General features: G+C 28.4%; 9 protein-coding genes. 2 read left to right on the forward strand and 7 right to left on the reverse strand.

The window, feature by feature from the left end; genetic code table 11:
• Positions 1–16: 16 nt before the first annotated feature.
• The 7 genes from nuoH to ndhC form a co-directional block, all read right to left on the reverse strand.
• Positions 17–997, reverse strand: a complete 981-nt coding sequence (nuoH, locus tag CRV09_RS01210; RefSeq protein WP_136132310.1) for an NADH-quinone oxidoreductase subunit NuoH — start codon at positions 995–997, stop codon at positions 17–19.
• Complete coding sequence (nuoG, locus tag CRV09_RS01215) at positions 994–3,726, reverse strand: NADH-quinone oxidoreductase subunit NuoG (RefSeq protein ID WP_136132311.1); 2,733 nt, start codon at positions 3,724–3,726, stop codon at positions 994–996. Before nuoG ends, nuoH begins: the two co-directional genes overlap by 4 nt.
• Positions 3,727–3,793: 67 nt before the next feature.
• Positions 3,794–5,131, reverse strand: coding sequence for an NADH-quinone oxidoreductase subunit NuoF (gene nuoF, locus CRV09_RS01220; RefSeq protein ID WP_199733970.1), 1,338 nt, complete (start codon positions 5,129–5,131; stop codon positions 3,794–3,796).
• Positions 5,132–5,133: 2 nt separating this feature from the next.
• Complete coding sequence (nuoE, locus tag CRV09_RS01225) at positions 5,134–5,649, reverse strand: NADH-quinone oxidoreductase subunit NuoE (protein WP_136132313.1); 516 nt, start codon at positions 5,647–5,649, stop codon at positions 5,134–5,136.
• Between the two features lie 2 nt (positions 5,650–5,651).
• Positions 5,652–7,451 (reverse strand): NADH-quinone oxidoreductase subunit C/D, encoded by a 1,800-nt coding sequence (gene nuoC / locus CRV09_RS01230; RefSeq protein WP_136132314.1) that lies wholly within the window; start codon positions 7,449–7,451, stop codon positions 5,652–5,654.
• A gap of 94 nt (positions 7,452–7,545) precedes the next feature.
• Positions 7,546–8,223: a NuoB/complex I 20 kDa subunit family protein gene (locus CRV09_RS01235; protein ID WP_136132315.1), complete on the reverse strand. Its 678-nt coding sequence runs from the start codon at positions 8,221–8,223 to the stop codon at positions 7,546–7,548.
• Between the two features lie 68 nt (positions 8,224–8,291).
• A complete protein-coding gene (gene ndhC / locus CRV09_RS01240; protein ID WP_136132316.1) occupies positions 8,292–8,678 on the reverse strand; it encodes an NADH-quinone oxidoreductase subunit A in 387 nt (128 codons plus the stop codon).
• A 1,195-nt stretch (positions 8,679–9,873) separates the two neighbouring features.
• On the opposite strand from ndhC, the gene CRV09_RS01245 reads away from it, so the two are divergent.
• A complete protein-coding gene (locus tag CRV09_RS01245) occupies positions 9,874–11,073 on the forward strand; it encodes an acetate kinase (protein ID WP_136132317.1) in 1,200 nt (399 codons plus the stop codon).
• 63 nt (positions 11,074–11,136) lie between these two features.
• Complete coding sequence (gene pta / locus CRV09_RS01250; protein WP_199733969.1) at positions 11,137–13,275, forward strand: phosphate acetyltransferase; 2,139 nt, start codon at positions 11,137–11,139, stop codon at positions 13,273–13,275.
• Positions 13,276–13,324: the final 49 nt, after the last annotated feature.

Genomic DNA, 13,324 nt, shown 5'->3' on the forward strand with positions numbered 1-13,324 from the left:
TGCTTCTTAATTATGACTACATTTTATATAAAACTAATGCAGCAGTTATCAATAAATTAATCAAAGTTAAAGGTAAACAAAATTTCCAGCCAAACGATAACATTTGATCATAACGTGGTCGTGGTAACGATGCACGAACTAATATAATCATTGTAATACAACATATTGTTTTAATAAAAAACCAAACAAAAGGTGGTAAAAATGGACCGTACCAACCTCCTAAAAACAAAGTAACTATTAATGCAGAAACAGTTGTAATTGCTATATATTCACCAATAAAAAATAGACCAAATTTCATTCCAGAGTATTCAATATGATAACCAGAAGCTAATTCCTGTTCAGATTCTGGTTGATCAAAAGGATGACGATGACAAACGGCAGTACTAGCAATGCAAAAATTAAAAAAACCAAAAAATTGTGGGATAATATTCCAAATATGTTCTTGACTTTTTACAATATCATTTACATTAAATGAACCAGATTGAATAATTACACCCATAATAGATAAACCCAGAAAAACTTCATAACTTAAAGTTTGAGCTGCAGCTCTTACTGATCCTAATAGAGAGTATTTATTATTGCTTGACCAACCTGCAAATAATACTCCATATATTGATAATCCTGACATCATTAAAAAAAACAATACACCAATATGCAAATCAATAATTACGCATTTGGGTGAAATAGGTATTATAACAAAAACTAACAACATAGACATGAAAGAAATGATTGGTGCTAATATGAAAAAGAGACTATCAGAAAATGGTGGAGTCCAATCTTCCTTAAAAAAAATTTTAATCATATCAGCTAGTAATTGCAACGATCCACCCCAACCAACGCGATTAGGTCCATAACGATTTTGAAATAAACCTAAGACACGTCGTTCATAAAAGCTCATAAATGAACTAAAAATCAATAGAAATAATAAAATTATTATAGACTTAAAAACAGATATTGATACAATACTAAAATTGTTAATTGAAAAACAATTTATCATACTACTTCCTTTAGATTGTAAATTTGCTTGTTTATTAATAACAATGGAATTCCAGTCATTCCCACAGGCAAACCTACTAAACCTGACCGTAAAGTAGAAGAAATTTTTATTGGAAAGCGCCATTTTTCATTTATACAAGTAAATTCAACAATAATATCTTTACTCAAACCTAATTTAGCCGCATCCTTAACATTAAGCGTAAGCATAGGTTGCAATTTTAATTTTTGAAAGATTGGAGAACGCTGAAACATTTCTTCACATGAAAAAAGTTGATAGATGGGTGTTATACGCAATATATCACTGTCACTATTATTAATTAATATAGATATTGGTTTAAACCAAGGAAGTTTTTTAGTACTAGTTTTTAAAATACGTATACCGGGGTCGCCATTAAATAAATTTCCTCCTATTCTATTTTGAAACTTATTCCAAGCTTGAGTAGAATTCCAACCTGGTGCCCAAGCAAAAGGAATCTGAGAACATGATGATTTTAATTGATTATTGCCTTCCATAGAAAAAGCAAAAATAGTATCCAAATCTTGAGGTTGACGAGGTTCATGTATATCAATATTAGCTAGCATAGATGTTCGTCCACTAGCACGACATGGCATTCTTGCTAATTTTTGATCACTGATCCTGAATTTAGAATTTGGTGCTGCATTTTTGATTTCTTTTAAATATGGCAATTCTGTAATTATTGAATCAATTACATTATCTAAATTTATCCAGCTTAATTTTTTATTTTCTATTTTGCTATGTATATAATGTAACAAACGCCAACTTGTTGGTATTATAATTTTTTTATTATAATATGATGGATCATATACTTGAAAAAAACGTTGAGCTCGACCTTCATTGTTAATAAGTGTACCGCTACTTTCAACGTAACTAGCACTTGAAAGTACTAATCCAGCTTTTTTTAATGTAGAAGTATTTTGATGATCTAGTACAATAACTTTCCTAGGATTAGAGAAAATGATATCATCAAGCAGCGGTTTAGATACATGACGATAAAGATCATTTTCCATTATTAATAAGACATCAGCTTCATTTTTAGAGAATTGTTCTAAAGCAAATTCTAAAGTATTTCCACCTATTAAAACAAGACCAATGCTATTTACATTGCTAACTAATAATGTAATACCAACATCACTACCTCTATACTTCAAAGCTTTTGCTATGTTAGCTGCGGCTTCAATAATTGCAATACTACCAGAATTAGTACCTGAAATAATTAGCGGTTTTTTTGCACTAATTAATGCTTGTACTATTTCTTGCATTTTATTTTTCAAATTATTATCTAAACTACCATCAATTGATGGTGCTTTTGAATTTAATGCATTAGCAATAGCAAAACCAAAAAGTGCTTGATCTTCAATAGATCCGTAGTAACTCCAATTTGCAATATCATCAAGCTTTGTTTCATGTACATTAGTTATAAACAATAGATTTTTATTATTTTGTCTAATATTAGAGATTGCTTCTGCATGCCAATAAGGTATGTTACTGTTTTCTGCTATCTTATAAGACTTATTTTTAACTGCTTGACGTACAGAAAGAGCAATCCTTGCACCCACTTGAGTAATATCTTCACCTAATATTAGTATAGTGTCATAATTTTCAATCTCACGTACAGAAGGACTATAAATACCTCCATCACTTAATATTTTTATTACCATTTCAATACAAGCTTGTTCATCATTTAGAATACCAGTGGAAAAATTTTCAACACCTACAAGCTTTCTCAGTGCGAAGTTATTTTCAATACTAGAACGTGCAGAACCAATTCCGATTACTCTTTTTGCTTGTTTTATGATGTCTACACTTAAATTAATTGCTTGTTCTAAACTAATTTTTAGTCTATCCTGACCTATTAAATGCATAGGTTGATTTGGTCGATCTTGACGATTAATATATTCATATCCAAAACGTCCGAGATCACAAATAAAATAATGATTTATAGAGCCATGATAACGATTATCAACTCTACATACTTCACCATAACGTTCCCCAATATTAATATTACAACCAATGCTACAATGCTGACATATACTTGGTGCAAATTGTATATCCCATTTACGATTATATTTTTTTAAACTAGTTTTGTCAGTAAATACACCAGTTGGACAAATTTCGATTAAATTCCCAGAAAATTCATTTTTAAGTTTTTCCCCTTCGAAACAACCAAAATAAATATTACTATTTACTCCGTATACTCCTAAACAATCAGCGTCAAGATAATCTCTATAATAACGAACACAACGATAACAAGTTATACAACGATTCATTTCATGAGAAATAAATGTGCTTAAATTTTGATTTTGATGAGTTCGTTTATTAAAACGATAACGTCGCGACTTATGTCCAGTCATTACTGTCATATCTTGTAAATGACAATTACCACCTTCTTCACATACTGGACAATCGTGTGGATGGTTGATCATTAATAATTCAATTATTGTTTTTCGAAATTGTTTTGCTTCATTATCATTAACTGAAATAATGCTTCCATTATCTGCTGGAGTCATACAAGACATTACAATTTTACCTATTTGGTCTTCAGTATTTTGAAATTTTTTTACTGCACATTGGCGACAAGCACCAATGCTTCCTAGAATAGGATGCCAACAAAAATAAGGAATATCAATACCAATAGACAAACAAGCTTGTAGCAGATTGTCTTTTTCATTTACTTTATATTGGTTACCGTCCACATGGATTATAGCCATAGTGACTTTCTTCCATAAAGATATAAGAAAATTATTCTTAATATTTTACTATAAATAAATAAATTGTTTAATTCATATTTGGAATATATGATTGAATACCAGTAATAGGTTTAATATTACTAAATATTTTTAATGCAATTCCTGCTTCAAATTCTTCTCTAAAATATTTTATCGCACTTTGCAATGGTTCTATAGCACCGGGGGCATGTGCACAGAAAGTTTTTCCTGAGCCAAGCTCATAGCAAATTTGTTGTAATATTTCTATATCTCCTAATCTGCCTTGTTTTTTTTCCATATCACGTAAAATTTTTACACTCCACGGTAAACCTTCTCTACAAGGAGTACACCAACCACATGATTCCCTAGCAAAGAATTCTTCAATATTAAGCAATAAAGAAATCATATTAATTTTATTATCTACCGCCATGGCTAAAGCGGTTCCTAACCGACTACCAGCCTTACTTATACTAGAAAATTCCATTGGTAAATTTAAATGCTTATCAATCAAAAAATCTGTGCTAGCACCACCAGGTTGCCAAGCTTTTAAGCGTAAACCATCTTGCATCCCTCCCGCATAATCTTCCAGTATTTCCAAAGCTGTAATACCGAAAGGTAACTCCCAAAGGCCAGGATTGTTAACACGCCCAGAAAAACCCATAATTTTAGTACCGGCATCTTCACTTTTAGAAACACTCTTATACCATTTAATACCGTTTAGCAAAATAGCTGGTAGATTGGATATCGTTTCAACATTATTGATACAAGTTGGCTTACCCCAAACTCCTACGTTTGCTGGAAATGGTGGTTTAGCTCTAGGATTAGCACGTCGTCCTTCTAATGAATTGATTAATGCTGTTTCTTCTCCGCAAATATAACGACCTGCACCTGTATGGATAATTAGTTCAAAATTAAAATCACTATCAAAAATATTTTTACCTAAAAAATTTGCTCTATTAGCTTCAATAATTGCACGACGTAAATTAGCTGCTGCTTCAATGTATTCGCAACGTAGAAAAATATAACCTCTATAAGTCCTTAATGCGAAAGCAGCAATTAACATACCCTCTATCAACTGATGAGGGTTTTGTTCCATTAGTAATCTATCTTTATAAGTTCCTGGCTCCATTTCATCAGCATTACATATTAAATAACGAGGACTCATTGATTCATCTTGAGGCATTAAACTCCATTTTAAACCAGTAGGAAAACCTGCTCCTCCTCGTCCTTTTAAACCAGATTCTTTTATTAAAGATATAATTTCATTAGGTTTCATGTTTTTAAAAGCTTTTTTAGCGCCTAAGTACCCATTTTTATTACAATATTCATCAATCCAAACCGGTTTTTTATCATTACGTAAACGCCAAGTTAAAGGATGAGTTTCAGGTTTACAAATAATTTTTTTTATTTTCATTGATATTGCTCCAATATATTAACAATATCATTCGGTTTTAACTTGATATATGTTTTTTCATTTACCATGATGATTGGACCTTTATCGCAATTACCTAAACAACAAATAGGCAATAAAGTGAAACGACTGTCTATTGTAGTTTGACCAGGCTTAATATTTAGATTTTGTTCTAATTTTTTCTGAATATCTTTATAACCATTAATATAACAAACTACACTATCACAATAACGAATTATATGACGACCAACTTGTTTTCTAAAAATTTGACTATAAAATGTTGCTACGCCTTCTATATCACTAGGGGGGATATTCAATATTTCAGAAATAGCATTAATTGCTCCATCACATACCCAACCTCTTTTGTTTTGAACTATCTTTAAAGCTTCAATACATACAGAACGAGTATTTTCATAATATTTTTTTTCATTTTCAATTGCGCAGTATTCTTCTTCACTAAATACAAACACTTCATTTGAGTAAATTGTCTTAATAGGTATTTTTTTATCATACATAATTATCTATCCACATCTGACATAACAAAATCAATACTACCTAAATAAACAATTAAATCGGATATTAAACTACCGCGAATTACTGAAGGTATTTGTTGAAGATGAGGAAAACTAGGAGTACGTATACGTGTACGATAACTCATTGTACCACCATCGCTAATTAAATAATAACTATTTATACCTTTGGTAGCTTCAATCATTTGAAATGATTCATTTGCTGGCATAACAGGTCCCCATGACACATGAAGAAAGTGTGTAATGAGAGTTTCTATATGTTGCAATGTATGTTCTTTAGGCGGAGGAGTAGTAAGTGGATGATCTGCTTTAAATGGTCCTTGAGGCATGTTCTTTAAACATTGTTCTAAAATAGATAATGACTGCCATATCTCTTCTACTTTTAAACAAACTCTATTATAAGCATCGCTAATACCATTACCAATTGGAATTTCAAAATCAAAATGTTCATAACCTGAATAAGGACGCCATTTTCTTATATCAAAGTCTAGTCCAGTTGCTCTTAATCCTGCTCCAGTAGTTCCCCAAGCTAACGCTTCTTTTTTTGTATAAGCAGCTATACCTCTAGATCTTTCTATTAATATTTTATTATTTAATGCAACTAAACTATATTCTTTAATCCTTTTAGGTATCCATTTAAGAAAATTACTTAACAGATATTGCCAACCTTTAGGTAGATCATGTGCTACACCACCTATCCTAAACCAGGCTGGATGCATACGAAAGCCAGTAATAGCTTCGATTATATCATAAATTTTTTGACGATCTGTAAATGCTAAAAAAATTGGAGTCATAGCACCTGTATCATTAATAAATGTAGAAATATATAATAAGTGACTATTAATACGAAATAGTTCTGAAATCATTATACGAATTACATTTACCCTATCAGGAACAATTATTCCAGCTAATTTTTCTACTGCAAGTATATAAGGCATTTCATTAATACAACCGCCTAAATATTCAATACGGTCTGTATAAGGAATATAACTATGCCAGGATTGTCTTTCTCCCATTTTTTCCGCTCCACGATGGTGATAACCTATATCAGGAACGCAATCAACAATCTCTTCTCCATCCAGCTGAAGAAAAATGCGAAATGCACCATGCACGGAAGGATGATTAGGACCAAGGTTCAAAAACATAAAATCTTCATTATCAGTTCTGCTTTTCATACCCCAATCTTCAGGATTAAGAGTAAGAGCTTCCATTTCTAAATCTTCTTTTTGCTTTGTAAGAAAAAAAGGATCGAACTCAGTAGCGCGTGCAGGGTAATCTTTGCGTAAAGGATAACCCTCCCAGTTTTGTGGCATAATAATTCTGACAAGGTGAGGATGTCCATCAAAAATAATTCCAAACATTTCCCATGTTTCTCTTTCATACCAATTAGCATTTACAAAAATATTTGTAATAGTAGGTACATGTAAATCTTTTTCTAACAAAGCTACCTTTATAATTATATCTTTATTTCGTTGAATAGATAACAAATGATAAAAAACACAGAAATCAGCTAAAGGTAAATTTTTACGTTGAATACGTACTCTCTCATCAATGCCATGCAGATCGTAAAGCATCACATACCTACCAGGTAGGTTATTTAAAAATTTGATTATTTTTAATAAATTTTCTCTTTGAATCCATAATACTAAAGATCCAATACTAGTAGATTGAACAGTGAAGCAATTATCTCCAAAATTATTATATAGATCATTAATTATAGGATCATCTAGATGATCATTGTTTTGTAATATCGGTTTAACTAAACTAGTTGTAGATAAGTTTGTCATAAACTCATCACCATTATTAACCTATAGTAAAATAATTTAATAAGACTATAGTTATATAAAAAATAAATTATTTATTTTAAGTTTTAATTTATTATCAAACTGTATCAGGTGATCTTAAATTAACAACCGAAATATTTTCTTTTTGTTTTCTTGTCCTTTCAGATTGCATATTAGCACGATAAATTCCTTGATCTCCTATTTTCCATGATAGTGGACGACGTTCTTTTTCAATTGATTGTTGTAATAACCTTAACGCTTGTATGTAAGCTTCAGGACGTGGTGGACAACCAGGGATATAAATATCAACAGGTAGAAATTTATCAACACCTTGGACTACTGAATAAATATCATACATTCCACCAGAGTTAGCACATGAACCCATAGAAATAACCCACTTTGGTTCTAACATTTGATCATATAACCGCTGAATCACTGGAACCATTTTTATGAAAGGTGTCCCAGCGATAACCATAAAGTCAGATTGACGTGGAGATGAACGTATAACTTCAGAACCAAACCTTGCCACATCATGAATTGCAGTAAATGATGTGGTCATTTCAACATAGCAACAAGAAAGACCAAAATTATATGGCCAAAGCGAATGTTTACGTCCCCAATTAACTAAATTATTTAAAGCAAATTTAAGTTTTCCCATATAAACATTACGTTTAATATTATGATCTAAAGGATCATTAACAATTTGTTTTTTTTGTAAGGGGTAATGATCATTGTTTTTGTTATTTCTGTTTATTTTGGTTAATGTATAATCCATTAATGTTTTACCTATATTTAATATTGTTTATTTTTATTAGCAATCATTAATTTTAAATTATTGATAATTTAGTGATATTTAGGATTCCAATTGAATACTCCCAATCTTATAAGATATATTAAACTTAATAAAATTGTTATAATGAAAAAAGTTGCCTCTGTAAAACCTATCCAACCATTTTCTCGTACTGAGACAGCCCATATATATAAGAAAAGAGCTTCAACATCAAAAATTACGAATAGCATAGCAATTAGATAGAATTTAATTGACAATCTAATCCTTGCATTACCAACTGATTTAATACCAGATTCAAATGGTATATTTTTGTAGCGTCCATGTGATTTACCACCTAAAAACCAACCTCCAAATAGCATAAAAAAACAAAAACAAAATGCAATAATTACAAAAGATGTAAAAGCCCAGTATTGAGCTGTTATTTCAGTATTTGTTATCATACCATTAACAACTCCTTATAATTTAACGTATTAATTGGAATTCTATAAATTGAATCTTAAAAGCAAATCCATGTTAAGCAATGAATAATTTCAGATTTATTAATTAATTAAATCTTATTATAAATATAGCTAACTTAATATATTATTTGAACTTTTTATTTTAAATTATTTTTGGAATTTAATTTTATTGTAATAATTTTAATAAAATATTACTTAATTATAAGTTTTAAATCTCAAATTTTTAAAATTAAATGAAATAAATTTAGTAAACTATAAAAAATTATTTAACTAAAAATATTGTTATCTTAAATTAAGATATAATAATTGTCGTTAATTACGAAAGATAATAATCATTGTAAGTTAATAAATCTGATAAGTTAAAAATACATTTTACATAAATAAATTGATTTTAAATAATTTTGCTTCTTATTAAAGAAAGTAATGAAATTATATTAAGTATAAAGGAATGATACCTTTAAAGAATATGAATTTCTAGTAAAATAATAAAAGATTTTACTTTGAATATATAAAGCGAAATCTCTGAAATAATTATTCAATCAATTTTAAGTTCTTTTAAATACTAGTAATGAAAAACATTAATTTCATCTTCCATGATTATCATTCTTGAATAACTATGGATAATTGTATTTGTTTTATTTATTATTCTTAAATAAGATGCTTATATATTATTTAATATTATTTATATAATGAAAATAAAATTTATTTTGATATCAATCATATTATAAAAAATTATTTTAGTTATTTATTTTGATCACTGTAATAGAAATTTTTTCTAATTAAATTTATAGTAATATAGTTTATGATGAAGTAAAACTTCATTTAATTGTTGTTTTAGTACTCAATATGATTAATGTAATATTCAACAGATTATTTTTAAAAATCATTTATATTGTTGGATTAAGTAAATAAATTTAGTTTTTATTGGAAATAATTTTATTTATAAAATAATAGATTTATATTTATTGGAAATAGTTTGCATTAACTTTTTTATTTTTAGAACATATTTATAATCTTTTCTAAATATAGAAATTTTTTAGAATTTTTTTTGTTAAATGTTTAATTTAATCTAAAATACTTCTATGATATACAATTAATAATTAAATTTTAAGAAATAGTTTAACTAATTGTTATTGTTTCTATTTTATTTAATTAAATTTTTATAAAAGGCAATTATATGCTAAATAAATTAATATTAGTTTTAAACTGTGGTAGTTCTTCAATTAAATTTACTATAATAAATTCATCAGGTAATAGATATCTTTCAGGTTTAGCTGAGTGTTTCTATCTTTCAGAAACAAGAATTAAATGGCAATTCGAATATCAAAAACAAGAAAAAATATTAAATAAAGGTACTACATATCAAGAAACATTAAAATTTATTATGTCAGAAATACTACAACAAAAACCTAAACTTTTAAGTAAAATAAATGCAATTGGACATCGTATAGTGCATGGTGGTAGATATATAAATAGTTCTTTAATAATAAATAAAGATGTAATTAAAATGATTAAAAATGCTACGTTATTTGCACCATTACACATTCCAGCACATTTGATTGGTATTAGTGAATCGATGAAAAAATTTCCACATCTTTCAAAGAGAAATGTTGCAGTATTTGATACTACTTTTCATAAAACAATTCCAGAATCTTCATATCTATATGCTTTGCCTTATAGATTTTATAAAGATCATGGAATACGTCGCTATGGAGCACATGGCATTAGTCATTTATATGTTATGCAACAGACTGCAAAGATATTACAAAAAAAACAAAAAGAATTAAATATTATTACTTGTCATTTAGGAAATGGTTGTTCGATATCTGCTATACGTAATGGTATATGTGTTGACACATCAATGGGTTTAACCCCATTAGAAGGATTAGTAATGGGTACAAGAAGCGGTGATATTGACCCTTCTATTATATTTTTTATGCATAATTCATTAGGAATGACAACAGAAAAAATTCATGAATTACTAACAAAGGAATCTGGTCTATTAGGTTTAACTGGGATTACAAGTGATTGTCGATACATTGAAGATAATTATAAAATAAAAGAGGAAGCTAAGCGCGCTATGGATGTATTTTGTCATCGAGTAGCAAAGTATATTGGTAGTTATACTACATTAATGAATAGTAGACTTGATGCGTTAGTTTTTACTGGTGGTATTGGAGAAAATTCTGCAATGGTACGTAATTTTGTGTTAAAAAAACTAAAAATACTTAATTTTAAATTAAATCATAATTTAAACCTAAATAATAGATTTGGTAAAGCTGGCTTTATAAATATTAAAAACTATCGTCCAATATTAGTGATTCCAACAAATGAAGAACTAATAATTGCTAAAGAGACTGTAAATTTAACGAAATAGCATTTATTAGACTAATTGTAATAATAAAAATATTCAAAATTTATAAATTTTAAGGATTAAATCTTGTCACGTGCAATTATAATTATTCCTACTTGTAATAATGTAGGTCTTAATAGTGTTTGTCTTGGAGTAATTAGAGTTATAGAACAAAAAAACATCAACATTAAATTTTTTAGACCTATCATACAAGATGATATATTAAATCAATCTAATGATATTTTTAGTAAATATTCTTTAATTCCTCTAGAAAAGTCATTAAAAATAACAATTGTTGAATCACTGTTAAGTGCTAATAGAAAAGATATTTTAATAGAAGAAATTATAGACAGATATCATTTTACTTCAAACACTGCAGAAATGGTATTGATTCAAGGTATATCAACAAAATATCAATTTTCTATTGCATTAAATTACGAAATTGCTAAAGCATTAAATGCTGAAATTATTTTCGTTATGTCAACAGAAAATATTTCTGTATCAAAAATAAAAGATCATATCAAATTAACTCAAAATAATTTTGGTGGAATAAAAAACAAAAATATAATTGGAGTTATAATTAACAAAATAAATATTCCTACAAATAAGAGTAACTATATATATTATTATACTTCAGAAGTTTTAAATAATACTTTTCAGATAAATAAAAAAAATCACGTTAATTTTAAAAAATTATTTCTCGATAATTCATTGCCAGTGCTCGGATTAATACCATGGAGCCGTGATTTAATCACAATCAGAGCAGTAGACATATATCATCACCTTAGTGCTAAAATTATTAACGAAGGTGATATGAAAATTAGACGTATTAAACATATAACTTTCTGTATTTATAGTCTATCAGATATAGTGAAGAATTTACATTCAGAAACATTAGTAATTACTTCTGCTGATCGTCCAGAAGTGATTATTGCTATTTGTTTGGCAGTAATGAATGGAGTAAAAATTTCTGCAATTTTATTAACCGGAAACTATAAAATTAACAATCATATAAGTAAATTGTGTGAGAATGCTTTTAAAACTGGATTACCAGTATTTCTGGTTACTACTAATATTTGGCAAACTTATCATAAGTTGCAAGTATTTGATATTAAAATACCATTTGATGATACATATCGTATAAAAAAAACACAAGAATATATTGCTAGTTTTATACATTCCAATTGGATTAAATCATTAACCTTATCTCCTAAATATATTGATTATTTATCGCCACCTGCATTTAGGTATAAATTAACTTCACTAGCACGCAAAGCAAAAAAATGTATTGTTCTTCCAGAAGGGAATGAACTGCGTATTATTAAAGCAGCAGTAATTTGTACTGAACGTAAAATAGCTAGTTGTATCCTATTAGGATGTCCTTATGAAATAAGAAAAATCGCTTTAACACAAAATATTAATTTAAATATTGGTATCAAGATTATTAATCCAGTTACAATTAGAGAAAAATATATATCAAGACTAGTTGAATTAAGAAAAAATAAAGGCATGACTATGTTAATAGCAAAAAAACAACTTGAAGATAATATAGTATTAGGTACTATGATGTTAGAAAATAATGAGGTGGATGGTCTAGTTTCTGGTGCTATCCACACAACAGCTGATACGATTAAACCATCATTGCAAATAATCAAAACTACATCTAATAATTCATTAGTTTCTTCAATTTTTTTTATGTTATTGCCTGAACAAGTTGTTATATATGGAGATTGTGCAATAAACCCTAATCCAACTCCTATTCAATTAGCTGAAATAGCAATTCAATCTGCTGATTCTGCTAAAGCTTTTGGTATTGATCCACGTGTTGCGATGATATCTTATTCTACCGGTAACTCTGGTAAGGGTAATGATGTTGATAAAGTACGCGAAGCAACACTTATTGCTCAAAAAAAACGTCCTGATTTAGTAATTGATGGTCCATTACAATATGATGCAGCAATAACTGAAGATGTAGCTAAATCTAAAGCACCAAATTCTAAAGTAGCTGGTCGAGCAACCGTATTTATTTTTCCCGATCTTAATACAGGAAATACTACATATAAAGCTGTACAGCGTTCAGCTAATTTAATGTCTATTGGCCCAATGTTACAAGGGATAAGTAAACCAGTGAATGATTTATCGCGTGGTGCTTCTGTAGATGATATAATATATACTATCGCATTAACTGTAATTCAATCATTACAAAAACAAAAAAATAAATATTAGATATTATAAAATAATTAATTATTTTAATAATGGATAAATGACCAATATC

The organism is Candidatus Pantoea edessiphila, assembly GCF_002933345.1.
Taxonomy (GTDB): domain Bacteria; phylum Pseudomonadota; class Gammaproteobacteria; order Enterobacterales; family Enterobacteriaceae; genus Pantoea_C.

Excerpts from the sequence above, each read along its gene's own strand:
- nuoG (WP_136132311.1), bottom strand. The coding sequence starts at position 3,726 with ATGGCTATAATCCATGTGGACGGTAACCAATATAAAGTAAATGAAAAA.
- CRV09_RS01235 (WP_136132315.1), bottom strand. The coding sequence starts at position 8,223 with ATGGATTATACATTAACCAAAATAAACAGAAATAACAAAAACAATGAT.
- nuoH (WP_136132310.1), bottom strand. The coding sequence starts at position 997 with ATGATAAATTGTTTTTCAATTAACAATTTTAGTATTGTATCAATATCT.
- CRV09_RS01245 (WP_136132317.1), top strand. The coding sequence starts at position 9,874 with ATGCTAAATAAATTAATATTAGTTTTAAACTGTGGTAGTTCTTCAATT.
- nuoC (WP_136132314.1), bottom strand. The coding sequence starts at position 7,451 with ATGACAAACTTATCTACAACTAGTTTAGTTAAACCGATATTACAAAAC.
- nuoE (WP_136132313.1), bottom strand. The coding sequence starts at position 5,649 with ATGTATGATAAAAAAATACCTATTAAGACAATTTACTCAAATGAAGTG.
- ndhC (WP_136132316.1), bottom strand. The coding sequence starts at position 8,678 with ATGATAACAAATACTGAAATAACAGCTCAATACTGGGCTTTTACATCT.